This window comes from Limnohabitans rimovensis (SeqCode) (genome assembly GCF_965234775.1).
In the GTDB taxonomy this organism is placed as follows: domain Bacteria; phylum Pseudomonadota; class Gammaproteobacteria; order Burkholderiales; family Burkholderiaceae_C; genus Limnohabitans; species Limnohabitans rimovensis.
On the sequence record NZ_OZ248571.1, the window covers coordinates 1 to 23,846 of the forward strand.

Sequence of the window (23,846 nt, forward strand, 5' to 3'; positions counted from 1 at the left end):
GAGATGTTCCGCAAACTGCTGGACCAAGGTCAAGCGGGCGACAACGTGGGAATTTTGTTGCGCGGCACCAAGCGCGAAGACGTGCAGCGCGGCCAGGTGCTGTGCAAGCCCGGTTCGATCAAGCCGCACACCCACTTCACGGCTGAGATTTATGTGTTGAGCAAAGACGAGGGTGGTCGCCACACGCCTTTCTTCAACAACTACCGCCCCCAGTTTTACTTCCGCACGACGGACGTGACGGGCGCCATCGAGTTGCCAGAGGGCAAAGAGATGGTGATGCCGGGTGACAACGTGTCGATCACGGTGAAGTTGATCCACCCGATTGCGATGGAAGAGGGCTTGCGCTTTGCCATCCGCGAGGGCGGTAAAACCGTCGGCGCCGGCGTTGTTGCCAAGATCATGGCCTAACCCATAAGCTCTTGGCCCTTGTGCACGCGCCGGTGCGGCGCGCCTCGGGCCTGAACTGACCAGGAATAAAAATGTCTGCCAAGCAAAAAATTCGCATCCGCCTCAAGGCGTTTGATTACAAATTGATCGACCAGTCTGCGGCCGAAATTGTTGACACTGCCAAGCGCACCGGCGCGATCGTCAAAGGCCCTGTGCCCTTGCCGACACGCATGAAGCGCTTTGACATCTTGCGTTCACCGCACGTCAACAAATCCAGCCGCGACCAACTCGAGATTCGCACGCACCAGCGATTGATGGACATCGTGGACCCCACTGACAAAACCGTGGATGCCTTGATGAAGCTCGACTTGCCCGCGGGCGTGGATGTCGAAATCAAGTTGCAGTGAGTGAGGGCCCCTTCGCGGGGGCCAATTTAAGCTTTGTGCCCAAGGCTTGTGCTGAACCCAAAGTTCAGATATAATCATGGGCTCACTGGCGCCAGTGAGAATTATCAACCTTCTTTCACGTCAAAACGTGGCTGCCAATTGAAGTGGTCGCGGTGAGAGTTTTGGAGAAAACAATGAGTCATAGCACCCTATTGGGACTGCTGGGCCGCAAGGTGGGCATGATGCGTCTGTTCACCGATGACGGGGATACTGTTCCTGTCACGGTGGTGGATGTGTCTGACAACCGCGTGTCTCAGGTGAAAACCCAAGAAAACGACGGCTATGTGGCCTTGCAGGTCACATTTGGTTCGCGCAAAGCTTCGCGTGTGTCCAAGCCCGCCGCTGGCCATTTGGCCAAGGCTGGCGTCAAAGCTGGCGAAATCACCCAAGAATTCCGCGTCACTGCTGAGACCGCTGCCCAATATGCGGCAGGCTCTGCTGTGCCGGTCAGCGCTGTGTTCAGCGTGGGCCAAAAAGTGGATGTGCAGGGCACCTCCATCGGCAAGGGTTTTGCGGGCACGATCAAGCGCCACAACTTTCATTCCCAGCGCGCATCGCACGGTAACAGCCGTTCGCACAATGTGCCGGGTTCGATCTCTATGGCGCAAGACCCAGGTCGTGTGTTCCCTGGTAAGCGCATGTCGGGTCATATGGGTGACGAAACGGTCACCACGCAAAACCTCGACGTGGTGCGCATCGATGAAGCGCGTCAGTTGTTGCTCATCCGTGGCGCAGTGCCTGGTTCGGCCGGTGGCTTCGTCACCGTGCGCCCTGCCATCAAAGCCAAGTCCAAAGGAGCGAACTGATGCAGCTCGAACTCCTCAATGACCAGGGTCAGGCTTCGTCCAAATACGATGCGCCTGAAACCGTGTTTGGTCGCGAATACAACGAAGACCTGGTGCACCAAATTGTGGTGGCTTACCAGGCCAACGCTCGCCAAGGCACGCGTGCTCAAAAAGACCGCCAAATGGTCAAGCACTCGACCAAAAAGCCGTTCAAACAAAAAGGCACCGGTCGCGCTCGCGCTGGTATGACGTCATCGCCCTTGTGGCGCGGCGGCGGTCGGATTTTCCCGAACAGCCCAGAAGAAAACTTCACCCAAAAAATCAACAAGAAGATGTACCGTGCCGGCATGGCCGCCATCTTCTCCCAGTTGGCGCGTGAAGGTCGTTTGGCTGTGGTGGATTCGCTCAAAATTGAAGCGCCCAAAACCAAATTGCTGGCGGCCAAATTCAAGGCCATGAACCTGCAATCGGTGCTGGTGATTTCGGATGTGGTCGACGACAACCTTTACTTGGCTTCTCGCAACCTGCCCAATGTGCTGGTGGTTGAGCCCCGTTACGCAGATCCTTTGTCGCTGGTGCATTACAAAAAAGTGCTGGTCACCAAGGCGGCCATCGATCAGCTCAAGGAGATGTTCGCATGAGCGCAGTGAAATATGACGAAGGTCGCCTGATGGCGGTTTTGGTGGCTCCCATCGTGTCTGAAAAAGCGACCATGGTGGCTGAGAAAAACAACTCTGTCACCTTCCGCGTGTTGCAAAACGCCACCAAGCCCGAGATCAAGGCAGCCGTTGAACTGATGTTCAAGGTCGAGGTCAAGGGCGTTTCCGTGGTCAATATCAAGGGCAAGAGCAAGCGCTTTGGTCGTTCCATGGGCCGCCGCGACAACATTCGCAAGGCTTATGTGACGCTGAAAGCCGGCCAAGAGCTCAACCTGTCTGGGGAGGCTGCGTAATCATGGCGGTCATCAAAATGAAACCGACCTCACCCGGCCGCCGTGCCGTGGTCAAGGTCACCCGCGACCACCTCTACAAAGGTGATCCTTATGCGCCTTTGTTGGAGCCGCAGTTCCAAAAAGCAGGTCGCAACAACAATGGTCACATCACCACCCGCCACAAAGGCGGTGGTCACAAGCACCATTACCGCGTGGTCGATTTCCGTCGCAACAAGGACGGCATTCCCGCCAAGGTTGAGCGCGTGGAGTACGACCCCAACCGCACAGCCCACATTGCTTTGTTGTGCTACGCCGATGGCGAGCGTCGCTACATCATTGCACCGCGTGGCTTGGAAGTGGGCGCCAGCCTGATGAGTGGTGCAGAAGCGCCCATTCGCGCCGGTAACGCACTGCCCATTCGCAACATTCCGGTGGGCTCGACCATTCATTGCATCGAGTTGCAACCTGGCAAAGGCGCTCAAATCGCGCGCTCTGCGGGCACCTCTGCCACTTTGTTGGCACGTGAAGGCACTTACGCCCAGGTGCGCATGCGCTCCGGTGAGGTTCGCAAGATCCACATCGAATGCCGCGCCACCATCGGCGAAGTCGCCAATGAAGAGCACAGCTTGCGCCAATTGGGCAAGGCCGGTGTCAAGCGCTGGATGGGTATTCGCCCCACCGTGCGTGGCGTCGCCATGAACCCGGTGGATCACCCGCACGGTGGTGGTGAAGGACGCACAGGCGAAGGCCGCGCTCCGGTTGACCCATGGGGCAACCTGACCAAAGGCTACCGCACCCGCAACAACAAGCGCACGCAAGTCATGATCGTCTCGCGTCGCAAGAAATAAGGGGTAGGCACAATGACTCGCTCGCTCAAAAAAGGTCCTTTCGTTGACCATCACTTGTTGGCCAAGGCTGATAAAGCCGTGACCAACAAAGACAAAAAACCGATCAAAACCTGGTCGCGTCGCTCCGTGATCCTGCCAGAGTTCATCGGCTTGACCATTGCTGTTCACAACGGCAAGCAACACGTCCCTGTGTATGTGACTGACCAAATGGTCGGGCACAAGCTGGGTGAATTCGCCCTGACCCGTAATTTCAAGGGTCATCCGGCGGACAAAAAAGTCCAGAAAAAGTAAGGAGCCATGATGGAAACACGTGCAGTCCTCAGAGGCGTTCGCCTGTCGGTCGACAAAGGCCGTTTGGTTGCCGACCTGATTCGGGGCAAAAAAGTGGATCAGGCGCTCAATATCCTGAACTTCACCCAGAAGAAGGCCGCTGGCATTGTCAAAAAAGTGCTGGAGTCAGCCATTGCCAACGCAGAACACAACGATGGTGCTGATATCGATGAGTTGAAGGTGAAAACCATTTACGTCGAACAAGGTGCCACTCTCAAGCGTTTCACCGCACGCGCCAAAGGCCGTGGCAACCGCATCAGCAAGCCCACATGCCACGTGTATGTGACGGTTGGCAACTGAAAGGTCTAGGAAGATATGGGACAAAAAATCCACCCCACCGGTTTCCGCCTGTCGGTGAGCCGCAATTGGGCCAGCCGTTGGTATGCCAGCAACCGCGACTTTGCTGGGATGTTGGCCGAAGACATCAAGGTGCGTGAGTACCTGAAGGTCAAGCTGAAAAATGCAGCGGTTTCGCGTGTGTTGATCGAGCGACCTGCCAAGAATGCCCGCATCACCATTTATTCCGCACGCCCCGGCGTGGTCATCGGTAAAAAAGGTGAGGACATTGAAAACCTCAAGCGCGACCTGGCCCAGCGCCTGGGCGTGCCGGTTGCTGTCAACATCGAAGAAGTGCGCAAGCCCGAAATCGATGCACAACTGATTGCCGACAGCATCACCCAGCAGCTCGAAAAACGCATCATGTTCCGCCGTGCCATGAAGCGCGCCATGCAAAACGCCATGCGTTTGGGCGCCCAAGGCATCAAGATCATGTCGGCTGGCCGCTTGAACGGCATCGAAATTGCTCGCACCGAGTGGTATCGCGAAGGCCGCGTGCCATTGCACACCTTGCGTGCAGACATCGACTACGGCTTTTCAGAGGCCAAGACCACCTATGGTGTGATTGGCGTCAAAGTGTGGGTCTACAAAGGCGACACCCTGGGCCGCAATGATGCCCCAGGCGTTCCCGAGCCCCGCAATGAAGATGATCGTCGCCCTCGCGGCCCGCGCCGTGATGCACGCCCCACGGGTGACCGTCCTGCCCGTGGCGGACGCCGACCTGAAGGAACCCAAGCCGCACCGGTGGATGGCAGCGACAAGCCAGCCGAAGCCACCGATGCACCGAAAACCACCGTTAAGCGCGTTCGTAAAGTGTCCGCGCCCGCATCCACTGGCACGGTTGCGGACGGAAAAGGAGAATAAGCATGCTGCAACCAGCGCGCCGCAAATACCGCAAAGAACAAAAAGGCCGCAACACCGGTATCGCCACCCGTGGCAATACCGTGGCCTTTGGTGACTTTGGCCTCAAATCAACCGACCGTGGTCGCTTGACAGCCCGCCAAATTGAATCTGCTCGCCGTGCGATCTCTCGCCACGTCAAACGGGGTGGACGCATTTGGATTCGGATCTTTCCTGACAAGCCCATCTCCCAAAAACCTGCCGAGGTTCGCATGGGCAACGGCAAGGGCAACCCCGAGTACTACGTGGCTGAAATCCAGCCCGGTAAGGTGTTGTACGAGATCGTTGGCGTGCCCGAGCAATTGGCGCGTGAAGCATTCCGTTTGGCCGCTGCCAAATTGCCTTTGCGGACCACGTTTGTGGCCCGCATGATGGGCCAATGAGCCAGGAGATATGACGATGAAAGCATCCGAATTGCGCCAAAAAGATGTGGCCGCCTTGCAAACCGAAGTCAAAGAGCTGCAAAAAGCCCACTTTGCCATGCGCATGCAAAAAGCCACCCAACAACTTAACAACACTGCCCAAATGCGCGTCACCCGCCGCAGCATTGCGCGGGCCAAAACTATTTTGGTCCAAAAGCAAGCGGCCAAATAAGGATCGAACATGACGGAACCGAAAAAATCCCTCAAGCGCACCTTGATTGGCAAGGTGGTCAGCGACAAACGCGCCAAAACCGTGACCGTGTTGGTAGAGCGCCGCGTCAAGCACGCCCTCTACGGCAAGATCGTGGGCAAATCGAGCAAATACCATGCGCACGACGAGCAAGGCGAGTACCACATGGGTGACGTGATCGAGATCACTGAAAGCCGCCCCATCTCCAAAACCAAAAGCTGGGTTGCCACCCGTTTGGTTGAGAAAGCAGCTGCAGTTTGAGTTGATCACCCTCAGCGCTGTCAGACTTTGAAAAACGACCCACAATAGGGTCGTTTTTCATTGGTACATTCCAATATCTTTATTTCAACCTTGCACAGGAGTTCACCATGATCAAAGTCGGAGACGCCCTCCCCACCGCCACCCTGATGGAATATTCAGAAGTCGAAGGCAATGGCTGCAGCATTGGCCCCAACCCGGTCGATGTGGCCAAAGCCTCGGCAGGTAAAACCATCGCATTGTTCGCCTTGCCAGGCGCTTTCACCCCCACTTGCTCGGCCAAACATGTGCCCGGTTATGTCACGCATTTCGACGACCTGAAAAAGGCTGGCGTGGATGAGATTTGGTGCGTCAGCGTCAATGATGCGTTTGTGATGGGTGCTTGGGCCCGTGAACAGCACACCACTGGCAAAGTGCGCATGCTCGGTGACGGCAGCGCAGACTTCACCAAAGCAACCGGATTGAGCTTGGATTTGACGGCGCGTGGCATGGGTTTGCGCAGCAACCGCTACTCCATGTTGATCAAAGACGGCAAGGTCGCCACTTTGAACGTGGAAGGCCCCGGCAAGTTCGAGGTCAGCGACGCCCAAACCATGTTGGCCCAAGCCAAAGCTTGAGCAAAGCTTGTGCGCCATTTGAGCGCATGATGCAAAAAGCCCCCGCCAGGGGGCTTTTGTTTTGGGCATGCCAAAGTTTGAGCAGTGTGGGCGCTTCAAAGATCGACTTTGAGGTAATGCGCTCCGGCAATGGGGTTGTGATAGTAAGGAGGGATTTCCTCAAAACCCAACTCCAAGTACAGCGAGCGGGCCGCTTCCATATCGTCCAAGGTGTCGAGCAATACATGGCTGTAGCCGGCTTGGCGGGCCAGGTCAAGGGTGCGTGAGGCCAGCTCTCGGCCCAAACCAAAACCGCGGAAGGCGCTTCGCACATATAAGCGCTTCATCTCGCTGGCATTGGCGTAATCGCAGCCGTCCAAGGGGCGCAAGGCACAGCAGCCGGCCACCAAACCATCTACGGTGGCCAATAGCAAGGCGCCGCGTGGGGCAGCGTAGTCGCCAGGCAGCAAGGCGAGCTCTTGCGCAAAGCCTTGAAAGCCCAGATCAATGGATAAAGACTGGGCGTATTCTCTGAAAATGGTGGCCGCCTGCGCCAGCAGGTCTGGTGTGTCGGGGCTGATGATCTGGGTATTGGCCATGCGCAGATGCATTCATGGGCTGCCAGGCATGGGCAGATTGACCAACCAAACAACCAAACCTGCGCAAACCACAAGCGTGAGCAAAGCCCGGAAACGGTGGACAGCGCGGTCTTGTGAGGCTGTGGCCTCAAAAGGGAAAACCTTGTCACCACTGAACATGGCTGTCACCAGGTTCTCGCCAAAACGCCAGCGATGAAACACCATGGCCAGCATGTGCAGGCCAAACCACAACAAGAGCAGCTTTTTGCCGACCGCCTTGTGGTACCAAGTGGCCCAAGTGACCGATTGACCGGAGACCCATTGGCTGAAGGGGCCAGTGAACGAAATTTCGTCATCAGCCACCATGCCCGAGGCGATTTGTAATGCCAACAAGACCAAGATACAACAGACCGACCAAGCACCCAAGGGGTTGTGACCGAGTTGCGGTGTGTGCTCGCCCCGTTGGATGGCGCGCACATAAGTGATGGCTGATTGGGGGTGCAACTGAAACCGCTGAAACCGAGACCAGTAACCTCCCCAAAAGCCCCAAGTCAACCGAAACAGCACCAAGGTCAAAACGGCGAAGCCAAAACGTGCGTGCCATGTCATCATGTCGCCGCCAATGTTGCCAGTCACGACCAGGCCTACCACGCAGACCACCAAAAGCCAATGAAACAAACGCGTGGGCAAATCCCAGACGCGGACAGTTGGGGGCGGGTCAGTGGCTGGGGTTGAATGCATGGGTCACAAGATACATGAAAAAACTTGCGTTATTCACAAAGCTTTAAAGTAAGCACTTTATACTGCAGTACTTCATTCCCGCATCCCCCTTACCCAGGAGAAACCCATGACATTCAAGCGCAACCTGTTGATCATTGCCGCAACCCTGACAGCATTGCCTGCCATGGCCCAATTTGCCAAGCCCGAAGATGCCATCAAGTACCGCAAAAGCAGCTTCTTTGTGATGGGCCAACACTTTGGGCGCATCGGCGCCATGGCCCAGGGACGTGTCCCTTTTGACGCCAAAGCCGCAGCTGATAACGCTGCGGTGGTGGAAGTCATGTCCAAACTGCATTGGGCCGCTTTCACAGAAGGCAGCGACAAGGGCGAGACACGCGCCAAGCCCGAAATTTGGAAAGATGCTGCCAAATTCAAAGAGGCAGGTGACAAACTCCAAGCCGAGGCCACCAAACTCAACGCCGCTGCCAAAACGGGCAACTTGGACAACCTCAAGACGGCATTTGCAGCCACCGGTGGCACCTGCAAGGGCTGCCATGACAACTTCCGCAAAGACTGATGGTTTTCCCAGCCACCCGCCCTTTTGATCAAGGGCTGGGTGGCAAATGGCACCTTGCAAAGAGGGCCATCAAAAAAGGGCCATCAGCATGGCAAGCCCAAGCACTGATGCATTCCAGCCAACAGCCCTGAGGCCAAGCGCACTTCAAATGATGTTTTGGTCGCGCAAGCGGGCCATATCTGCAGCACCATAACCCAGCACTTCGCTGAGCACAGCCTCGGTGTGCTCTCCCAACAGCGGTGGGGGATGGTCTTGGCGCACCGGTGTGCGGCTGAGCTTGAGCGGGCTGGCCACCAAATTCACCGGTCCAGCCAACGGGTGTTCCCAGCTTGACACCATGCCACGGGCTTGGATATGGGGGTCGCTGAAGACCTCGGCCAAATTGTTGATGGCCCCGCAAGGCACTTTGGCCGCTTCCAATGCGCTGAGCCAGTCTGCTTTGCGCCGGGACTTCATGGTCGTGGCCAACAGGGGCACCAACACCCCACGGTGTCGCACCCGGGCTTGGTTGGTGGCGTATTGGGGGTCCAAGGGCAAGTGGCCCAGGCCGGCCACAGCACAAAATTTCACAAACTGGCTGTCGTTGCCCACGGCCAAAATCAAATGGTCTTTTTCACCGGTTTCTGATGGCGCGGTTTCAAACACTTGGTAAGGCACGATGTTTTGGTGTGCGTTACCAGCGCGACCCGGCACCTTGCCGGTTTTTTGTCCAGAGACCAAATAGTTGGCACCTAAATTGGCGAGCATGGCCACTTGGGTGTCGAGCAAAGCCATGTCAATGTGTTGGCCCATGCCGGTGAGTGCAACATGGCGCAATGCGGCCAAGATGCCCACACTGGCGTACATGCCGGTGAACAAATCGGCCACGGCCACGCCCACTTTCTGCGGGCCACCACCCAAATCGTCACGTTCGCCAGTGACGCTCATCAAGCCGCCCATGCCTTGCACGGCGTAGTCATAGCCAGCACGGTCGCTGTATGGGCCGGTTTGGCCAAAACCAGTCACGCTGCAATAAACCAAGCGTGGGTTGATGGCCAACAGGCTGGGTGCGTCCAGACCATAGCGGGCCATATCGCCCACCTTGAAGTTTTCAATGAACACATCGCAATGGGCCACCAACTCGCGCATCAAAGCCTGACCTTCGGGCTTGGCTATGTCGCAGGTGATGGAGCGTTTGTTGCGGTTGGTGCTCAAGTAATAAGCCGCATCGGTGGTGTCCTTGCCCTGTGTGTCGGCCAAGAAGGGCGGGCCCCAGCCGCGGGTGTCGTCACCCAAGCCTGGTTTTTCAACCTTGATGACATCGGCTCCCAGGTCGGCCAAGGTCTGGGTGCACCAAGGCCCGGCCAGCACACGGGAGAGATCAAGAATGCGGATGCCGTCTAAAGAATTCATGACCGAATTGTGAACCAGAAAAGACCTGGGAGCGTGGCTCAGACAAGGCGGTTCAAGCGTCTGGTCTGGGCAGGGATAATCCAGCCCATGTGTAAACCCAGCCCCGTCGCCCGGGCCTTGATCCTTGGCCTGTGCGCCGGTATCGCCAGTTGCAGCCCCGCGCTGAATTGGCGCGAGGTGCGCCATGCATCTGCGCCGGTGCGGGTGCTGATGCCGTGCAAGCCCGATGTGGCTGAACGCAATATCGCCTTGCGCGAGCAAGCCACGGTGCTGCACATGCAGGCTTGTTCTGCCCAGGGGAAGGACTTCAGTTTTGCGGCAATGTCTTTGCCTGCAGGTTGGCAGGCTTCGGACGCCATCCAGGCCTGGCAACAGGCCAGTTTGGTCAGTTGGGGTGCTCGTGCAGACGCCGTACAAGCCCAGACGGTGACTGTGAGAGCCGTTGGTGGCGATGCCAACCCTTCTCAGTGGGCCGTCGATGGCCCCAGCCGACAGGTGCGCAGCTTGTGGTTTGCGCAAGGTGGCTGGGTATACCAAACTGCGGTGTATGCACCCATGCAAGACCGTTCCGTGGAGGCTGCGGCTGACACCTATTTTTCAGGAATCGCACAGCCATGAGCTCAGCCTTGTCCAGATCCATGGCGGTACGGGTGTTCCTGTGCTTTGCCTTCACCTATTACTTGTCGGCTTTGGTGCGTGCCATCACCGCCACGTTGTCTCCCACCTTGATCCCCGAGTTTGGCTTGCAATCGAGCGACTTGGGCCTGCTGGCCGGCGGTTACTTTTTGGGTTTTTCACTCATGCAATTGCCCATGGGCAATTGGCTCGACCGCCATGGCCCGAACAAAGTGATCTTGTCATTTTTGGTGGCGGCGGTATTGGGTTGTGTGGCGTTTGCTTGTGCCGACAGCTTCACGGGTTTATTTTTGGCTCGCATCCTCACCGGTGTGGGCGTGTCTTGCTGCCTGATGGCGCCGTTGACCGCGTATCGGCGCTGGTTTGACGCACCCACCCAAATGCGCGCCAACTCATGGATGTTGATGACCGGCTCCTTGGGCATGTTGTCTTCCACTTTGCCAGTGCAGTGGCTATTGCCTATGGTGGGCTGGCGGATTTTGTTTTGGGCCATGGCTGGCATGGTGTTGTTGTCCATGGTGTTCATCTGGTGGTGGGTGCCCAAGTGGGAGACCGTGCCTGCACCAGCGGCCGCCAAGGAAAAAGATCAGCCCTGGTGGCGTGTATACCTTGAGGTCTGGCGACACCCTTATTTTCGACGCATGTCGCCATTGGGCTTTTTCAGTTACGGGGGCTTGGTCGCGATGCAAACCCTGTGGGCGGGGCCATGGTTGAACAAAGTCTCGGGTTACACCGCATTGGAGGCTGCCACCGGTTTGTTTTGGATCAACGTTAGCATGCTGCTGGCTTTTTGGGGCTGGGGCATGGTCAACCCTTGGCTGACCCGCCATGGCTACACCGCCAACCGGCTGATTGGTTGGGGGGTACCGTTCAATTTGTTGGCCATGTTGGGCGTGGTGTGGGGTGGGGCAGACACCGGCACAGTGACCTGGATTGCCTTTTTCATCACCAACACGGTGGTCTCTTTGGCCCAACCAGCGGTGGGCATGGCGTTCCCATCGCACTTGGCGGGACGCGCCTTGTCGGCTTACAACCTGGTGGTTTTTGCCGGTGTATTTGTCATCCAATGGGGCATGGGTTTGTGGATAGATGCCTTATTGGCCGCCGGATGGAGCATTACCGCCGCTTACCAAGGCGCCCTGGGCTTTTTCATGCTGTGCAGCCTTGGCGGCTACGGCTATTTTTGGTGGGCGCGCGGAGATAATCAACAGCCCTCCGCTTGAGACCGTCCATCGCCCGCCATGAACAACCGCATCTTCATCGTTGCCCACGCCCCATTGGCCCAAGCGCTCAAGGCTTGTGCGATGCATGTGTATCCCGAATGTGCGGCCGAGGTGTTGGCCTTGGATGTGAAAGCCGACGACACACCAGAGCAAAGTTTGCAAGCCGCACAGCAATTGTGGGCTGGAGTTCCCAATGGTGATGTGCTGGTGCTCACCGATGTGCTGGGGGCCACCCCCGCCAACGTCGCACAGCAATGGGCGCGGGACCGCAAAGCCAAGATCATTGCTGGCGTCAATTTGCCCATGCTGCTGCGCAGCGTCTGTTATCGCCACGAACCCATCGAGGGCTTGGTGCAGCGTGCAATGACCGGCGGCGCCTTGGGGGTGGTGGAAATCTCACCCCCGGTCTGATTATTTATAAGCGATTGATACCCATGATTGAAAACACCACCATCGTCAACAAACTGGGCTTGCATGCGCGTGCCTCGGCCAAGCTCACCAAACTCGCAGGCAGTTTTCCATGCGAAGTTTGGCTCTCCAAGGGTGAGCGCCGCGTCAATGCCAAAAGCATCATGGGGGTGATGATGTTGGCCGCTGGGGTGGGCAGCCAAGTGACCCTGGAAACCGTGGGCGATCAAGAGCAAGAAGCCATGCAGGCTTTGTTGGCGCTGATGGCCGACAAGTTTGGCGAAGGCGAGTGATGACCAGGCTGGTTTTGCGTCGCACCCATGACCGTAAGGGCCTGAGATGACCTTTTCCATCCATGGATTGGCCGTCGCGCGGGGCATTGCCATTGGCCGCGCCGTGTTGGTCGCCTCCAGCCGTGTTGATGTGGCCCATTACTTCATCAAACCAGACCAAATTGATGGCGAAATTGATCGCTTGAAGCGCGCCAAAGAGGTGGTGTTCCAAGAGGTACAGCGATTGCAATTGGCCTTGCCCAAAGATGCGCCCGCCGAGTTGGCCGCCTTGCTCGATGTGCATTTGATGCTGCTGCAAGATGAGTTGCTGGCCGAGGGCGTGGCCCATTGGATCAGCGAGCGCCTCTACAACGCCGAATGGGCGTTGACCAGCCAACTCGATGTGGTGGCGCGCCAGTTTGACGAAATGGAAGACCTCTATCTGCGCGAGCGCAAGGCCGACTTGGAGCAAGTGGTCGAGCGCGTGTTGCGTCAACTCAAGGGGGCGCCCACGGGCATGCCGCAACCAGCGGTGCGCCGCCCGGGCAGCCAACGCCAGCAAGACCTGCTGTTGGAAGACACCGAAGACGTGCCCCTGGTGTTGGTGGCGCACGACCTGTCGCCCGCTGACATGCTGCAATTCAAACAAAGTGTGTTTGCAGGTTTTGTCACTGATGTGGGCGGCAAAACTTCGCACACCGCGATCGTGGCGCGCAGCCTAGACATCCCCGCGGTTGTGGGGGCCCGCAATGCCAGCCATTGGGTCAAGCAAGACGACTGGGTCATCATCGACGGCGATGCTGGCGTGATGATCGTTGACCCCTCGCCCATCGTGCTGGCCGAATATGGCTTCAAGCAACGCCAAGCCAGCTTGGAACGTGAGCGCCTTTCACGCCTGCGCTTGACGCCCGCCTTGACCTTGGACGGTCAAAAAATTGAATTGCTGGCCAACATTGAAATGCCCGAAGACGCCACCGCTGCATTGGCCGCTGGTGCGGTGGGGGTGGGCCTGTTTCGCAGTGAATTTTTGTTCATGGGGCGTGCGGGCAATTTGCCGGGTGAAGAAGAGCAATACCAGGCCTACCGTCGTGCCGTTGAGGGCATGCAGGGTTTGCCAGTGACCATTCGCACCGTCGACATTGGTGCCGATAAACCGTTGGACCGCAATGTGCGTGAAACCGCCCACCTCAATCCGGCGTTGGGATTGCGCGCCATCCGTTGGAGCTTGGCCGACCCGGCCATGTTCTTGACCCAGTTGCGGGCGATTTTGCGAGCGGCGGCGCATGGCCAAGTGAATTTGCTCATTCCCATGCTGGCCCACGGCAAAGAAATTCGCCAAACCCTGGCTTTGCTGGCGCGCGCTCGCACGCAACTCGATGCGCAAGGCGTGGCCTATGGTCCGCTCAAGGTCGGCGCGATGATTGAGATCCCAGCCGCCGCTTTGACCGTGCCCATGTTTTTGTCTTATTTTGACTTTCTGTCCATCGGCACCAACGACTTGATCCAATACACCTTGGCCATTGACCGTGCCGATGAGCAAGTGGCCGATTTGTACGATCCACTGCATCCGGCGATCTTGCATTTGGTGGCCAACACCATTGCCCAAGGTCAATCACAGGACAAGACGATCAGCGTGTGTGGCGAAATGGCGGGCGACCCCAGTCTCACCCGTTTGTTGCTGGGCATGGGCTTGCGCAGCTTTTCCATGCACCCGACCCAAATTTTGGCGGTCAAGCAAGTCGTGTTGCGCAGCGATACCTCACGCTTAAAACCTTGGGCACAAAAGGTTTTGGCCAGCGACAACCCAGCGGAGTTGATGGCCTCAGCTTGACCTCAGGCCTGGGGCCCAAGGCAGCTGTACGCGTGCCACTGTGCCTTAAATGGCGCGGCTTTCCGCCGCATGTGCCTGTTGATCGGCGTGGTAACTTGAGCGCACCATCGCTCCCACCGCCGCGTGTTGAAACCCCATCTCGTAGGCCTTGGCTTCAAACATTTTGAAGGTGTCGGGGTGGACGTAGCGGCGCACCGGTAAATGGCTGCTGCTGGGGGCCAGGTATTGGCCAATGGTGATGCGATCAATCAAATGATCGCGCATGTCTTGCATCACCGCCAAAATCTCTTCGTCGGTTTCGCCCAGGCCCACCATCAGCCCGCTTTTGGTGGGCACTTGGGGGAACAGTAACTTGAATTTTTTCAGCAGGTTCAGGCTGAATTGATAGTCGCTGCCGGGGCGGGCTTGGGCATATAAGCGCGGCACCGTTTCCAAGTTGTGGTTCATCACATCGGGGGGCGCGGCTTTGAGGATGTCCAGCGCGCGATCGTCACGGCCACGAAAGTCGGGTACCAGCACTTCAATTTGGGTGTCGGGTGAAAGTGCCCGCGTGTGCTCAATGCAGGCCACAAAATGGGCGGCACCGCCATCGCGCAGGTCATCGCGGTCAACACTGGTGATGACCACATACTTCAGCTTCAAGGCCGCAATCGTGTGGGCCAGGTTGCTGGGCTCTTGCGCGTCCAGCGGGTCTGGGCGGCCATGGCCCACGTCACAAAACGGGCAGCGGCGGGTGCACTTGTCGCCCATGATCATGAAGGTGGCTGTTCCCTTGCCAAAGCACTCACCGATGTTGGGGCAAGAGGCCTCCTCGCACACCGTGACCAAGTTGTTTTTGCGCAAGATGTCTTTGATTTCGTAAAAGCGCGTGCTCGGCGAGCCGGCTTTGACCCGAATCCAATCGGGCTTTTTCAGCACCGGCACGCCTTGCTCAACCTTGACGGGGATGCGCGACAACTTGGCAGCTGCTTTTTGCTTGGCCAGGGGGTTATAGGTATCTGTGTTTTGTGCGTCGCGCACGGCAGGGGTACGGGTTTGGCTCATGGCAGATCGCTCAGGTTCTGGGCGCAAGTTGGAGGGTGAGCTTTTGGCCCAAGACATGGGCCACATCAGTCGGGTCCACATGAACACCCATTGTAGAAAGATCGACGGTTTGCAAGCCGGCATGGCCACAAGGGTTGATGCGCAGGTAGGGGGAAAGGTCCATCGCCACGTTCAAGGCCACGCCGTGATAGCTGCAGTGGCGGCTGACTTTGATGCCCAGCGCAGCCACCTTGCCCATGCCTGCAAAGTCTGGCGCTGAAGCCACGCCATCGGCCAAGGTTTTTTGTGGCCGCTGGGGCAAGCGCGCATGACCGCTGGGGTCATCCAATCGCAAATAGACACCGGCGGCGCCGGCAACCCTGTGCCCGGTCAGGCCAAAGTGCAACAGCGTTTTGATCACCGCCTCTTCGATGCGATAGACCAGCTCTTTGACAAAAAAGCCCGCGCGCTTGAGGTCGATCAGCGTGTAAGCCACCACTTGGCCTGGGCCGTGGTACGTGACTTGTCCGCCCCGGTTGGTGCGCACCACTGGAATGTCGCCAGGCACCAGCAGGTGCTCGTCGCGCCCAGCCAAGCCTTGTGTGAATACGGGGGGATGCTCGCACAACCATATTTGATCGGTGGTGCCCGCATGGCGTTGTGCCGTGAAGTCTTGCATGGCCTGCCACGTGGGCAGGTATGCCACTTGGCCCATTTGGCGCACTTCAACGCCCAGTGGGGTGGTGGTTTGTTGCGCCATGGCCTTCAAGCCTGTGCCAACCCAGCAGTCACAGCACCACTTTGACCAAGGGGTGCTGGGTCAGGCAACGGTAAAGCCCATCCAACTGGGTTTGGTTGAGGGCGCGAACGGTCAAAGTGGCCCCTTGGTAGGTGCCGTTTCGGCTGGCCCGCAGCGTGATGCTGTCGGGATTGAACTGGGGGTCAAATTGCTTCGCCAATTCCACCAACGAAGGCACAAAGCCCGGGTCATGGATGCCCATGACCTTGATCGGGAAATCACATGGAAATTCGATCAAGGTGGTGCGCTCGCCTGTGGCGCTGGAGTGGCTGGGATCTGACATGGCTCAGGCCACTGCTTTTTTGGCGGCTTGATAGGCATGATAAATCTGTTGGTAAACCGGGCCGGGTTTGCCCGCTGTAGCGCCATGGCCCACCGCTTGACCGTCCAGCTTGGTGATGGCCAAGACCTCTTTGGTCGCAGAGCTCAACAACAACTCGTCGGCATCAAACACTTCGGCGCGGGTGATCGGGCGCAGGGCGAAAGAAATGCCTTGTTGGGCGCAAATTTCGTCCATCAAACCATAGCGGATGCCTTCAAGCACCAAATGGTTTTTTGGGGGGCCAAAAACCTGACCGTTTTTCACCACCCACACATTGCTGGCCGCAGCCTCGCTCAAAAAACCATGTCTAAACATGACGGTTTCCAGGGCACCCACATCGGCACTGATTTGGCGCGAAAACACGGCGCCCAGCAAACTGGTGCTTTTGATGTGGGCTTTTTCCCAGCGAAAGTCTTCGGCGCTGATACAGGCAACGCCGTTCTCACGGTCTTTGGCGGCGATGGGCTTCATTTCGTTGACCATCACAAACACTGTGGGGGTGAGCCCAGCCGGCATGGCATGGTCGCGGGGTGCCACACCACGGGTGATCTGGATATAAACAATTTGGTTTAACTCGTTGACCTCCTGCCCCAGGCTTTGGGCATGTTGTTGCAGCAGGTCTTGGATCAGCGCGCGCCAAGCCGGTTCGGTGTGCGGGTTGGGTATGCGCAATTCGTTCAAAGAACGCGCCATGCGCGCCATGTGTTGCTCAAAGCGGAATAATTGGCCGAGGTAAACCGGGGCCACCTCGTAAATGCCGTCACCAAAAATAAACCCCCGGTCGAGCACGCTGACTTTGGCCTCGTTCAGGGGCAGGGTGAGTCCGTTGAGGTGGCAGGGGATGTTGGGAATGGGGTTCACAGTGTTCATGCGTGAATTATCCGCCTCAATTCCTTAGATGGCAAAAGGTCAAAAACTTTTGCCCTAGAATGCGGGGCTTTGCGAAATTCGCTGGGCGTAACCTGGATGTCAACCAACAAGACCAGAATGCAGTCCGGCAAATCAAGCGATGCTGCAACACCTGAAGGCGACGAAGAGAGTTTTCAGCCCCTGACGGCAGAACAGGCCGCGCAGTGGCGCCAAAAAAACCCCGCTTTGTCTGTTTGGCGAGTGGTGTTTTGGCAAGTTGCTGTGGGCGTGGTCTTGGCTGCGCTGGTGGGTGGGTGGTCAGGTCGGGTCAGTTTGGCGGTGTCTGTTTTTTACGGATCCGCGGCGGTTTTTATCCCGGCTGCATTGTTTGCGAGGGGTTTGACCTCTCGCCTGACCACCGCCAGTCCACTGACAGCGGCAGCAGGGCTCTTGGTGTGGGAGGGCGTGAAAGTCGTCCTCACCGTGTTGGCTTTGTTGCTGGCGCCCCAGGTGGTTGAGGATTTGAGTTGGCCTGCCTTGTTGGCGGGCTTGGTGGTGACGATGAAAGTTTATTTGTTGGCGTTGGCTTGGAGGCCGACGCCTTTGACCCAGGATGTAAAGAGCTGAAAAATGTCTGTTGATCACGCCCCCACAGCCGGTGAATACATCGGCCACCATTTGGCCCATCTGCAAAACAAGCCGATGTCGGGGATCATTGATTTTTCTGTTTACAACTTGGATTCGATTTTTTGGTCCATTTTGTTGGGCGTTGTGGGTTGTTTCGTTTTGTGGCGTGCTGCTCGCGTGGCACACGCTGGCGTGCCGGGTCGGTTCCAGGCGGCGGTTGAAATGCTGCTGGAGATGGTGGACAACCAGGCCAAGGGCATCATTCACAACGCCGAAAGTCGCAAGTTGGTGGCGCCCTTGGCCCTGACCGTGTTCGTCTGGATCTTCTTGATGAACGCCATGGATTTATTGCCGGTGGATTTGTTGCCTTGGTTGTGGGCCAAGTATTACGAGATGGGTGGCCATGATCCCCATCATGCTTACCTCCGAGTTGTTCCCTCAGCTGATTTGTCGACCACATTGGGTTTGTCTTGTTCTGTGTTGCTGGTCTGCATTTACTACAACATCAAGATCAAAGGCGCTGGTGGTTGGTTGCACGAGCTTTTCACGGCACCATTTGGCAATCATTTCATTTTGTGGCCCATCAACTTTGTGATGCAAATGATTGAATTTGCCGCTAAAACCGTCAGCCACGGCATGCGACTGTTTGGCAACATGTACGCGGGCGAGTTGGTGTTCATGCTCATTGCCCTGATGGGTGGTGCAGCTGCGGCCTCTTTGTCCGGGGTGTTGCTGCCCGTGGGGCACATCATCGCGGGCTCCATCTGGGCCATCTTCCACATTCTGATCATCACTTTGCAAGCGTTCATTTTCATGATGCTGACACTGGTGTACATCGGGCAGGCGCACGACGCGCACTGATCACTTTTTTTCAACCTTCCATCACTTTTCCTTAGGAGCATCAAATGGAACACGTTCTTGGTTTTGTCGCACTGGCATCTGGCTTGATCATTGGCCTGGGCGCCATTGGTGCTTGTATTGGTATTGGCATCATGGGCAGCAAGTATTTGGAGGCGGCCGCTCGTCAACCTGAGTTGATGAACGAACTGCAAACCAAAATGTTCTTGTTGGCCGGTCTGATCGATGCTGCTTTCTTGATTGGCGTGGGTATCGCCATGATGTTTGCCTTCGCCAACCCCTTTGTCCTGAAGTAATTCCCGCTTTCACCCATAGAAAGGTGTTGTCGTGAGTATCAACGCAACCCTGTTTGTCCAGGCGATCGTGTTTGCGATCCTGGTGTGGTTCACGATGAAATTCGTGTGGCCGCCCATCGCCAACGCCTTGGACGAGCGAGCTGAAAAAATCGCGAGCGGTCTGAAGGCTGCTGAGCACGCCCAGCTTGAGCTGGCCAATGCACACAAGCATGTTGAAGTCGAGCTGGCCAAAAACCGCTCTGAAGCTGCTGCGCGCATGGCCGAAGCTGAGCACCGCGCCTTGGCCATCATTGACGAGGCCAAGTTGCGCGCCACCGAAGAAGCCAACAAAATCATCGCTGCAGCCAGAGCAGAAGCCGAACAGGCTGTCCTGCGCGGGCGTGATCAGTTGCGCGATCAAGTCGCGGTTTTGGCTGTTAAAGGTGCTGAGCAAATTTTGCGCAAAGAGGTGAACGCCGGTGTGCATGCTGATTTGCTCAATCAACTCAAGTCTGAGCTTTGAGGCGGTAACAACATGGCTGAAATCGCTACCTTAGCTCGCCCATACGCTGAAGCCCTGTTTCAGGTGGTCAAGGCCGATGTCACGCAAGCTACCCAGTGGCTGGATGGCTTGGCTGTGGTGGCCGCTGATGAAGGTTTGCAGCAGTATGCACATGACCCCAAGGTGGGCCATGACCAGGTGATGGCTTTGATCACTCAAGTGGGGCCGCAAAATCTACCCGCCGTGGCGGTGAATTTTTTGAGCACCTTGATTGACAACGGACGTTTGTCCGTTTTGCCCGAAATTGCCCGGCAATTTCACACCTTGGTCAATGCGATGCAAGGTGTTCGGCAAGCTGTGGTCTTCAGCCCTTTCCCGATTGAGCCCAAGGCCCTGGGAGAGTTGACCCAGGTCATCGAAAAGCGTTTTGGCGGCAAGCTCCAGGTGCAGGTGGCTCTCGAGCCTGAGCTCATTGGCGGTGTGCGCGTGGTGGTCGGCGACGAGGTGCTTGACACCTCAGTCAAAGCCCGTTTGGAACAAATGAAAGTCGCGCTGACCGCCTGAGCATCCCGCTCACAGGTTGGCCCATACATAGGAAGAAGGAAAGAGTCATGCAACTCAATCCCGCAGAAATCTCTGAACTGATCAAAACCCGCATCGAGGGCTCGACAGGCAATACCAATGTGCGCAACCAAGGCACAGTGATTTCGGTCACCGACGGTATTTGCCGCATCCACGGCTTGTCCGATGTGATGCAAGGCGAGATGCTGGAGTTCCCCAACAACACCTTCGGCTTGGCGCTGAACTTGGAGCGCGACTCTGTCGGCTCGGTGATCTTGGGTGAGTACGAACACATCTCCGAAGGCGATACCGTCAAATGCACGGGTCGTATTTTGGAAGTGCCCGTGGGCCCCGAGCTCATCGGCCGCGTGGTCAATGCCTTGGGTCAGCCCATCGATGGCAAAGGCCCGATCAACGCCAAAATGACCGACGTGATCGAAAAAGTCGCGCCTGGCGTGATTGCCCGCCAATCGGTGGACCAGCCCATGCAAACGGGTCTGAAGTCTATTGACTCCATGGTGCCTGTGGGCCGTGGCCAGCGCGAATTGATCATTGGCGACCGCCAGACCGGTAAAACCGCTGTCGCGATTGACGCCATCATCAACCAAAAGGGTCAGAACATGACCTGTATTTACGTGGCCATCGGACAGAAGGCTTCGTCGATCAAAAACGTGGTGCGTGCTCTCGAGCAAGCTGGCGCCATGGCCTACACCATTGTGGTGGCCGCTTCCGCTTCTGAGTCTGCAGCCATGCAGTATGTGTCGGCCTACTCAGGCTGCACCATGGGCGAGTACTTCCGCGACCGTGGCCAAGACGCCCTCATCGTGTATGACGATTTGTCCAAGCAAGCCGTGGCTTACCGCCAAGTGTCTTTGCTGCTGCGCCGCCCACCAGGTCGCGAAGCCTACCCCGGCGACGTGTTCTATTTGCACAGCCGTTTGCTCGAGCGTGCAGCCCGTGTCAACGCCGACTACGTCGAAGCCTTCACCAAAGGTGAAGTCAAAGGCAAAACCGGCTCACTCACTGCGCTGCCCATCATCGAAACCCAAGCGGGTGACGTGTCGGCTTTCGTGCCCACCAACGTGATCTCCATCACTGACGGTCAAATCTTTTTGGAAACCTCCTTGTTCAATGCGGGTGTTCGCCCAGCCATTAACGCCGGTATTTCCGTGTCGCGTGTGGGTGGTGCTGCTCAAACCAAATTGGTCAAGAGCTTGTCGGGCGGTATCCGTACCGACTTGGCCCAGTACCGCGAGTTGGCGGCTTTTGCGCAGTTTGCTTCTGATTTGGACGAAGCCACCCGCAAGCAGCTCGACCGCGGCGCCCGTGTGACCGAGTTGCTCAAGCAAGCCCAGTACAGCCCGCTGCCCATCAGCTTGATGGCCGCCACTTTGTACGCCGCCAACAAAGGCTTTTTGGACAACATTGAAGTCAACCAGGTGCTGCATTTTGAGAGTGGTTTGCACCACTACCTCAAAGACAAGTGCGCTGACTTGTTGGCCAAGCTTGAAAAAGACAAGGCCATGGACAAGGACGCAGAAGCCGAGTTGGTCAAAGCCATCGAAGCTTTCAAAAAGTCCTTCGTCTGATCGCCATTCAGTGGCAAGGAGCACTTCATGGCAGTAGGCAAGGAAATACGCGGCAAGATCAAATCGGTGGAGAACACCAAGAAGATCACCAAGGCCATGGAAATGGTGGCCGCGTCCAAAATGCGCAAGGCCCAGGACCGCATGCGTGCGGCCCGTCCTTACAGTGAAAAAGTGCGCAATATTGCTTCTCACCTGGGTCAAGCCAACCCCGAGTATGTGCATCCTTTCATGAAGGTTCACGCGGCCAAGTCAACAGGCTTTGTGGTGGTCACCACTGACAAAGGTTTGTGTGGTGGCATGAACACCAATATCTTGCGGGCCCTGACCCAAAAGTTCAAGGACGTACAGGTCCACGGTGGCACGCCGCAAACCATTGCGATTGGCAACAAGGGTTTGGGGTTTCTGAACCGAGTGGGCGCACCGGTGCTCGCCCATGTGACCCAACTGGGCGACACGCCGCATTTGGAAAAGTTGATTGGCCCGGTCAAAGTCATGCTCGATGCATATGCCGAGGGCAAATTGGACGCGGTGTACCTGTGCTACACCAAATTCATCAACACCATGAAGCAAGAGGCAGTGATCGAACAGCTGCTGCCCTTGTCGCAAGACAAGATGCGCGAAGAGACCAAGGCCTCTGGCAGTTACGCTTGGGACTACCTCTATGAGCCTGATGCCCCTGCTGTGATTGATGATCTGTTGGAGCTCTATATCGAGTCCTTGGTCTATCAAGCTGTGGCCGAAAACATGGCTTCAGAGCAATCTGCTCGCATGGTGGCCATGAAGGCCGCCACCGACAACGCCGGCAGTGTGATTGGCGAACTCAAACTCATCTACAACAAAACCCGTCAAGCAGCGATCACGAAGGAATTGTCCGAAATCGTGGCCGGCGCAGCGGCGGTGTAACGCAATTTATTTTTGGAGCGAATCAAAATGGCTCAGGCAATGACCAACGCAGGTATTCAAGGAAAAATCGTCCAATGTATTGGCGCGGTGGTGGACGTGGAGTTTCCGCGCGACCACATGCCACGCATTTACGATGCGCTCAAACTCGAGGGCACGGCCCTGACGCTGGAAGTGCAGCAGCAATTGGGCGACGGCATTGTGCGCACCATTGCGCTGGGCACCTCTGACGGCTTGCGCCGCGGTTTGATGGTCACCAACACCGGTGCAGCCATCACTGTGCCGGTGGGCAAAGCCACTTTGGGTCGCATCATGGACGTGCTGGGCTCGCCCATCGACGAGCGAGGTCCTGTGGACCAAACCCAAACCGCTTCGATTCACCGCAAAGCCCCTGCGTACGACGAACTCAGCCCTTCACAAGAACTGCTGGAAACCGGTATCAAGGTGATTGACTTGGTGTGTCCTTTCGCCAAGGGCGGTAAGGTCGGCTTGTTCGGTGGTGCCGGTGTGGGCAAAACCGTGAACATGATGGAACTCATCAACAACATCGCCAAAGCGCACAGCGGCTTGTCGGTGTTTGCTGGTGTGGGCGAGCGTACGCGCGAAGGCAACGACTTCTATCACGAGATGGCCGACTCAGGTGTCGTGAATTTGAAGAACTTGGAAGAGTCGAAAGTGGCCATGGTTTACGGTCAGATGAACGAGCCCCCTGGCAACCGTTTGCGCGTGGCTTTGACTGGCTTGACCATTGCCGAATCTTTCCGTGATGAAGGCAAAGACGTGCTGTTCTTCGTGGACAACATCTACCGCTACACCTTGGCCGGTACCGAAGTGTCAGCCTTGTTGGGCCGTATGCCTTCTGCCGTGGGTTACCAACCAACGCTGGCCGAAGAAATGGGCCGTTTGCAAGAGCGCATCACCTCCACCAAAGTAGGTTCCATCACGTCCATTCAAGCTGTGTATGTGCCAGCCGATGACTTGACCGACCCATCTCCTGCCACCACCTTTGCCCACTTGGACTCCACCGTGGTGTTGTCGCGTGACATCGCGTCGCTCGGTATCTATCCTGCTGTGGACCCTTTGGACTCCACCAGCCGCCAGCTCGACCCCTTGGTGGTCGGCAACGACCATTACGAAACCGCCCGTGCGGTGCAAGGCACTTTGCAGCGCTACAAAGAGCTGCGCGACATCATCGCGATTTTGGGCATGGACGAACTCGCACCCGAAGACAAGCTGGCCGTGGCCCGCGCTCGCAAAATCCAGCGTTTCCTGAGTCAGCCATTCCACGTGGCCGAGGTGTTCACCGGCTCACCTGGCAAGTACGTCACCTTGGCCGAAACCATTCGCGGTTTCAAAATGATCGTGGCCGGCGAGTGCGATCACATGCCCGAGCAAGCGTTCTACATGGTGGGCACGATCGACGAAGCCATCGAAAAAGCCAAGAAAATTTGATTTGGGCTGCAACCGCACCTGAT

34 protein-coding genes are annotated in these 23,846 nt (G+C 57.0%); 27 read left to right on the top strand and 7 right to left on the bottom strand.

The genetic code is table 11. The features are described from left to right. The 13 genes from AC8GFZ_RS15755 to AC8GFZ_RS15815 form a co-directional block, all read left to right on the top strand. A partial coding sequence (locus AC8GFZ_RS15755) for an EF-Tu C-terminal domain-related protein (protein WP_506645873.1) occupies positions 1 to 408 on the top strand: 408 nt, incomplete at its 5' end. Between the two features lie 71 nt (positions 409 to 479). Next, positions 480 to 794: a 30S ribosomal protein S10 gene (gene rpsJ / locus AC8GFZ_RS15760; protein WP_506645874.1), complete on the top strand. Its 315-nt coding sequence runs from the start codon at positions 480 to 482 to the stop codon at positions 792 to 794. A 173-nt stretch (positions 795 to 967) separates the two neighbouring features. Then, the gene (gene rplC, locus AC8GFZ_RS15765) at positions 968 to 1,639 is read left to right on the top strand and encodes a 50S ribosomal protein L3 (protein WP_506645875.1); all 672 of its coding nucleotides are present in this window, start codon (positions 968 to 970) and stop codon (positions 1,637 to 1,639) included. Further along, positions 1,639 to 2,259: a 50S ribosomal protein L4 gene (gene rplD, locus AC8GFZ_RS15770; RefSeq protein ID WP_506645876.1), complete on the top strand. Its 621-nt coding sequence runs from the start codon at positions 1,639 to 1,641 to the stop codon at positions 2,257 to 2,259. The genes rplC and rplD overlap by 1 nt, the downstream gene beginning before the upstream one ends. Next, positions 2,256 to 2,570, top strand: a complete 315-nt coding sequence (rplW, locus tag AC8GFZ_RS15775) for a 50S ribosomal protein L23 (protein ID WP_506645877.1) — start codon at positions 2,256 to 2,258, stop codon at positions 2,568 to 2,570. The genes rplD and rplW overlap by 4 nt, the downstream gene beginning before the upstream one ends. A gap of 2 nt (positions 2,571 to 2,572) precedes the next feature. Then, positions 2,573 to 3,397, top strand: coding sequence for a 50S ribosomal protein L2 (rplB, locus tag AC8GFZ_RS15780; protein WP_506645878.1), 825 nt, complete (start codon positions 2,573 to 2,575; stop codon positions 3,395 to 3,397). A 12-nt stretch (positions 3,398 to 3,409) separates the two neighbouring features. Further along, positions 3,410 to 3,688, top strand: coding sequence for a 30S ribosomal protein S19 (gene rpsS, locus AC8GFZ_RS15785; protein WP_506645879.1), 279 nt, complete (start codon positions 3,410 to 3,412; stop codon positions 3,686 to 3,688). A gap of 6 nt (positions 3,689 to 3,694) precedes the next feature. Then, positions 3,695 to 4,027, top strand: coding sequence for a 50S ribosomal protein L22 (gene rplV, locus AC8GFZ_RS15790; protein ID WP_506645880.1), 333 nt, complete (start codon positions 3,695 to 3,697; stop codon positions 4,025 to 4,027). A gap of 15 nt (positions 4,028 to 4,042) precedes the next feature. Then, complete coding sequence (gene rpsC, locus AC8GFZ_RS15795; protein WP_506645881.1) at positions 4,043 to 4,927, top strand: 30S ribosomal protein S3; 885 nt, start codon at positions 4,043 to 4,045, stop codon at positions 4,925 to 4,927. A 2-nt stretch (positions 4,928 to 4,929) separates the two neighbouring features. Further along, positions 4,930 to 5,346, top strand: coding sequence for a 50S ribosomal protein L16 (gene rplP, locus AC8GFZ_RS15800; RefSeq protein ID WP_506645882.1), 417 nt, complete (start codon positions 4,930 to 4,932; stop codon positions 5,344 to 5,346). Positions 5,347 to 5,362: 16 nt separating this feature from the next. Next, entirely contained in the window at positions 5,363 to 5,557 is a 195-nt protein-coding gene (rpmC, locus tag AC8GFZ_RS15805) for a 50S ribosomal protein L29 (protein ID WP_506645883.1), read from the top strand. 9 nt (positions 5,558 to 5,566) lie between these two features. After that, positions 5,567 to 5,836 (top strand): 30S ribosomal protein S17, encoded by a 270-nt coding sequence (gene rpsQ / locus AC8GFZ_RS15810; RefSeq protein ID WP_506645884.1) that lies wholly within the window; start codon positions 5,567 to 5,569, stop codon positions 5,834 to 5,836. Between the two features lie 107 nt (positions 5,837 to 5,943). Next, entirely contained in the window at positions 5,944 to 6,450 is a 507-nt protein-coding gene (locus AC8GFZ_RS15815) for a peroxiredoxin (RefSeq protein ID WP_506645885.1), read from the top strand. 95 nt (positions 6,451 to 6,545) lie between these two features. Here AC8GFZ_RS15815 and AC8GFZ_RS15820 read toward each other — a convergent pair whose 3' ends face one another. Next, positions 6,546 to 7,028: a GNAT family N-acetyltransferase gene (locus tag AC8GFZ_RS15820; protein ID WP_506645886.1), complete on the bottom strand. Its 483-nt coding sequence runs from the start codon at positions 7,026 to 7,028 to the stop codon at positions 6,546 to 6,548. A 12-nt stretch (positions 7,029 to 7,040) separates the two neighbouring features. After that, on the bottom strand, positions 7,041 to 7,748 hold the full coding sequence (locus AC8GFZ_RS15825) for a cytochrome b/b6 domain-containing protein (RefSeq protein ID WP_506645887.1): 708 nt from the start codon (positions 7,746 to 7,748) through the stop codon (positions 7,041 to 7,043). Between the two features lie 106 nt (positions 7,749 to 7,854). Between AC8GFZ_RS15825 and AC8GFZ_RS15830 the strand changes: the two genes are divergently transcribed. Further along, positions 7,855 to 8,304: a c-type cytochrome gene (locus AC8GFZ_RS15830; protein WP_506645888.1), complete on the top strand. Its 450-nt coding sequence runs from the start codon at positions 7,855 to 7,857 to the stop codon at positions 8,302 to 8,304. 144 nt (positions 8,305 to 8,448) lie between these two features. On the opposite strand, the gene AC8GFZ_RS15835 is transcribed toward AC8GFZ_RS15830, so the two are convergent. After that, positions 8,449 to 9,696: a CaiB/BaiF CoA transferase family protein gene (locus AC8GFZ_RS15835; RefSeq protein WP_506645889.1), complete on the bottom strand. Its 1,248-nt coding sequence runs from the start codon at positions 9,694 to 9,696 to the stop codon at positions 8,449 to 8,451. Positions 9,697 to 9,783: 87 nt separating this feature from the next. Between AC8GFZ_RS15835 and AC8GFZ_RS15840 the strand changes: the two genes are divergently transcribed. From AC8GFZ_RS15840 to ptsP, 5 genes are read left to right on the top strand one after another with little or no spacing between them, the layout of a single operon-like run. After that, the gene (locus tag AC8GFZ_RS15840; protein WP_506645890.1) at positions 9,784 to 10,314 is read left to right on the top strand and encodes a hypothetical protein; all 531 of its coding nucleotides are present in this window, start codon (positions 9,784 to 9,786) and stop codon (positions 10,312 to 10,314) included. Continuing rightward, positions 10,311 to 11,555 carry an MFS transporter gene (locus AC8GFZ_RS15845; RefSeq protein WP_506645891.1) on the top strand — a complete coding sequence of 415 codons (1,245 nt, stop codon included), beginning with the start codon at positions 10,311 to 10,313 and terminating at the stop codon, positions 11,553 to 11,555. Before AC8GFZ_RS15840 ends, AC8GFZ_RS15845 begins: the two co-directional genes overlap by 4 nt. A gap of 18 nt (positions 11,556 to 11,573) precedes the next feature. Further along, positions 11,574 to 11,966, top strand: a complete 393-nt coding sequence (locus tag AC8GFZ_RS15850) for a PTS sugar transporter subunit IIA (protein ID WP_506645892.1) — start codon at positions 11,574 to 11,576, stop codon at positions 11,964 to 11,966. A 23-nt stretch (positions 11,967 to 11,989) separates the two neighbouring features. Then, positions 11,990 to 12,256: an HPr family phosphocarrier protein gene (locus AC8GFZ_RS15855; protein ID WP_506645893.1), complete on the top strand. Its 267-nt coding sequence runs from the start codon at positions 11,990 to 11,992 to the stop codon at positions 12,254 to 12,256. Between the two features lie 46 nt (positions 12,257 to 12,302). Next, positions 12,303 to 14,066, top strand: a complete 1,764-nt coding sequence (gene ptsP, locus AC8GFZ_RS15860; protein WP_506645894.1) for a phosphoenolpyruvate--protein phosphotransferase — start codon at positions 12,303 to 12,305, stop codon at positions 14,064 to 14,066. 45 nt (positions 14,067 to 14,111) lie between these two features. On the opposite strand, the gene lipA is transcribed toward ptsP, so the two are convergent. Genes lipA through AC8GFZ_RS15880 form a run of 4 tightly spaced genes read right to left on the bottom strand, consistent with a single transcriptional unit; the run spans position 14,112 to position 17,080 of the window. Next, positions 14,112 to 15,110 (bottom strand): lipoyl synthase, encoded by a 999-nt coding sequence (gene lipA / locus AC8GFZ_RS15865; RefSeq protein ID WP_506645895.1) that lies wholly within the window; start codon positions 15,108 to 15,110, stop codon positions 14,112 to 14,114. Between the two features lie 10 nt (positions 15,111 to 15,120). Then, positions 15,121 to 15,849 (bottom strand): lipoyl(octanoyl) transferase LipB, encoded by a 729-nt coding sequence (gene lipB, locus AC8GFZ_RS15870; protein WP_506645896.1) that lies wholly within the window; start codon positions 15,847 to 15,849, stop codon positions 15,121 to 15,123. A gap of 28 nt (positions 15,850 to 15,877) precedes the next feature. Next, positions 15,878 to 16,171, bottom strand: coding sequence for a YbeD family protein (locus AC8GFZ_RS15875; protein ID WP_506645897.1), 294 nt, complete (start codon positions 16,169 to 16,171; stop codon positions 15,878 to 15,880). 3 nt (positions 16,172 to 16,174) lie between these two features. Continuing rightward, a complete protein-coding gene (locus tag AC8GFZ_RS15880; RefSeq protein WP_506645898.1) occupies positions 16,175 to 17,080 on the bottom strand; it encodes an aminotransferase class IV in 906 nt (301 codons plus the stop codon). Between the two features lie 117 nt (positions 17,081 to 17,197). Between AC8GFZ_RS15880 and AC8GFZ_RS15885 the strand changes: the two genes are divergently transcribed. The 8 genes from AC8GFZ_RS15885 to atpD are packed head-to-tail and all read left to right on the top strand — an operon-like array spanning position 17,198 to position 23,823. After that, positions 17,198 to 17,686, top strand: coding sequence for an ATP synthase subunit I (locus tag AC8GFZ_RS15885; RefSeq protein ID WP_506645899.1), 489 nt, complete (start codon positions 17,198 to 17,200; stop codon positions 17,684 to 17,686). A 3-nt stretch (positions 17,687 to 17,689) separates the two neighbouring features. Further along, complete coding sequence (gene atpB, locus AC8GFZ_RS15890; RefSeq protein WP_506645900.1) at positions 17,690 to 18,547, top strand: F0F1 ATP synthase subunit A; 858 nt, start codon at positions 17,690 to 17,692, stop codon at positions 18,545 to 18,547. Between the two features lie 44 nt (positions 18,548 to 18,591). Continuing rightward, complete coding sequence (atpE, locus tag AC8GFZ_RS15895; protein ID WP_506645901.1) at positions 18,592 to 18,840, top strand: F0F1 ATP synthase subunit C; 249 nt, start codon at positions 18,592 to 18,594, stop codon at positions 18,838 to 18,840. 31 nt (positions 18,841 to 18,871) lie between these two features. Beyond that, the gene (locus AC8GFZ_RS15900) at positions 18,872 to 19,342 is read left to right on the top strand and encodes a F0F1 ATP synthase subunit B (protein ID WP_506645902.1); all 471 of its coding nucleotides are present in this window, start codon (positions 18,872 to 18,874) and stop codon (positions 19,340 to 19,342) included. A gap of 12 nt (positions 19,343 to 19,354) precedes the next feature. Then, positions 19,355 to 19,885 (top strand): F0F1 ATP synthase subunit delta, encoded by a 531-nt coding sequence (locus tag AC8GFZ_RS15905; protein WP_506645903.1) that lies wholly within the window; start codon positions 19,355 to 19,357, stop codon positions 19,883 to 19,885. Between the two features lie 47 nt (positions 19,886 to 19,932). Beyond that, entirely contained in the window at positions 19,933 to 21,471 is a 1,539-nt protein-coding gene (gene atpA / locus AC8GFZ_RS15910; protein WP_506645904.1) for a F0F1 ATP synthase subunit alpha, read from the top strand. Between the two features lie 27 nt (positions 21,472 to 21,498). Further along, a complete protein-coding gene (gene atpG, locus AC8GFZ_RS15915; RefSeq protein ID WP_506645905.1) occupies positions 21,499 to 22,374 on the top strand; it encodes a F0F1 ATP synthase subunit gamma in 876 nt (291 codons plus the stop codon). A 27-nt stretch (positions 22,375 to 22,401) separates the two neighbouring features. Beyond that, a complete protein-coding gene (gene atpD, locus AC8GFZ_RS15920) occupies positions 22,402 to 23,823 on the top strand; it encodes a F0F1 ATP synthase subunit beta (RefSeq protein WP_506645906.1) in 1,422 nt (473 codons plus the stop codon). Positions 23,824 to 23,846: the final 23 nt, after the last annotated feature.

Bases quoted from the DNA above. Each gene is read 5' to 3' on its own strand.
- rpsJ (WP_506645874.1), top strand. From the start codon at position 480: ATGTCTGCCAAGCAAAAAATTCGCATCCGCCTCAAGGCGTTTGATTAC.
- rplC (WP_506645875.1), top strand. From the start codon at position 968: ATGAGTCATAGCACCCTATTGGGACTGCTGGGCCGCAAGGTGGGCATG.
- rplD (WP_506645876.1), top strand. From the start codon at position 1,639: ATGCAGCTCGAACTCCTCAATGACCAGGGTCAGGCTTCGTCCAAATAC.
- rplW (WP_506645877.1), top strand. From the start codon at position 2,256: ATGAGCGCAGTGAAATATGACGAAGGTCGCCTGATGGCGGTTTTGGTG.
- rplB (WP_506645878.1), top strand. From the start codon at position 2,573: ATGGCGGTCATCAAAATGAAACCGACCTCACCCGGCCGCCGTGCCGTG.
- rpsS (WP_506645879.1), top strand. From the start codon at position 3,410: ATGACTCGCTCGCTCAAAAAAGGTCCTTTCGTTGACCATCACTTGTTG.
- rplV (WP_506645880.1), top strand. From the start codon at position 3,695: ATGATGGAAACACGTGCAGTCCTCAGAGGCGTTCGCCTGTCGGTCGAC.
- rpsC (WP_506645881.1), top strand. From the start codon at position 4,043: ATGGGACAAAAAATCCACCCCACCGGTTTCCGCCTGTCGGTGAGCCGC.
- rplP (WP_506645882.1), top strand. From the start codon at position 4,930: ATGCTGCAACCAGCGCGCCGCAAATACCGCAAAGAACAAAAAGGCCGC.
- rpmC (WP_506645883.1), top strand. From the start codon at position 5,363: ATGAAAGCATCCGAATTGCGCCAAAAAGATGTGGCCGCCTTGCAAACC.
- rpsQ (WP_506645884.1), top strand. From the start codon at position 5,567: ATGACGGAACCGAAAAAATCCCTCAAGCGCACCTTGATTGGCAAGGTG.
- AC8GFZ_RS15815 (WP_506645885.1), top strand. From the start codon at position 5,944: ATGATCAAAGTCGGAGACGCCCTCCCCACCGCCACCCTGATGGAATAT.
- AC8GFZ_RS15820 (WP_506645886.1), bottom strand. From the start codon at position 7,028: ATGGCCAATACCCAGATCATCAGCCCCGACACACCAGACCTGCTGGCG.
- AC8GFZ_RS15825 (WP_506645887.1), bottom strand. From the start codon at position 7,748: ATGCATTCAACCCCAGCCACTGACCCGCCCCCAACTGTCCGCGTCTGG.
- AC8GFZ_RS15830 (WP_506645888.1), top strand. From the start codon at position 7,855: ATGACATTCAAGCGCAACCTGTTGATCATTGCCGCAACCCTGACAGCA.
- AC8GFZ_RS15835 (WP_506645889.1), bottom strand. From the start codon at position 9,696: ATGAATTCTTTAGACGGCATCCGCATTCTTGATCTCTCCCGTGTGCTG.
- AC8GFZ_RS15840 (WP_506645890.1), top strand. From the start codon at position 9,784: ATGTGTAAACCCAGCCCCGTCGCCCGGGCCTTGATCCTTGGCCTGTGC.
- AC8GFZ_RS15845 (WP_506645891.1), top strand. From the start codon at position 10,311: ATGAGCTCAGCCTTGTCCAGATCCATGGCGGTACGGGTGTTCCTGTGC.
- AC8GFZ_RS15850 (WP_506645892.1), top strand. From the start codon at position 11,574: ATGAACAACCGCATCTTCATCGTTGCCCACGCCCCATTGGCCCAAGCG.
- AC8GFZ_RS15855 (WP_506645893.1), top strand. From the start codon at position 11,990: ATGATTGAAAACACCACCATCGTCAACAAACTGGGCTTGCATGCGCGT.
- ptsP (WP_506645894.1), top strand. From the start codon at position 12,303: ATGACCTTTTCCATCCATGGATTGGCCGTCGCGCGGGGCATTGCCATT.
- lipA (WP_506645895.1), bottom strand. From the start codon at position 15,110: ATGAGCCAAACCCGTACCCCTGCCGTGCGCGACGCACAAAACACAGAT.
- lipB (WP_506645896.1), bottom strand. From the start codon at position 15,849: ATGGCGCAACAAACCACCACCCCACTGGGCGTTGAAGTGCGCCAAATG.
- AC8GFZ_RS15875 (WP_506645897.1), bottom strand. From the start codon at position 16,171: ATGTCAGATCCCAGCCACTCCAGCGCCACAGGCGAGCGCACCACCTTG.
- AC8GFZ_RS15880 (WP_506645898.1), bottom strand. From the start codon at position 17,080: ATGAACACTGTGAACCCCATTCCCAACATCCCCTGCCACCTCAACGGA.
- AC8GFZ_RS15885 (WP_506645899.1), top strand. From the start codon at position 17,198: ATGCAGTCCGGCAAATCAAGCGATGCTGCAACACCTGAAGGCGACGAA.
- atpB (WP_506645900.1), top strand. From the start codon at position 17,690: ATGTCTGTTGATCACGCCCCCACAGCCGGTGAATACATCGGCCACCAT.
- atpE (WP_506645901.1), top strand. From the start codon at position 18,592: ATGGAACACGTTCTTGGTTTTGTCGCACTGGCATCTGGCTTGATCATT.
- AC8GFZ_RS15905 (WP_506645903.1), top strand. From the start codon at position 19,355: ATGGCTGAAATCGCTACCTTAGCTCGCCCATACGCTGAAGCCCTGTTT.
- atpA (WP_506645904.1), top strand. From the start codon at position 19,933: ATGCAACTCAATCCCGCAGAAATCTCTGAACTGATCAAAACCCGCATC.
- atpG (WP_506645905.1), top strand. From the start codon at position 21,499: ATGGCAGTAGGCAAGGAAATACGCGGCAAGATCAAATCGGTGGAGAAC.
- atpD (WP_506645906.1), top strand. From the start codon at position 22,402: ATGGCTCAGGCAATGACCAACGCAGGTATTCAAGGAAAAATCGTCCAA.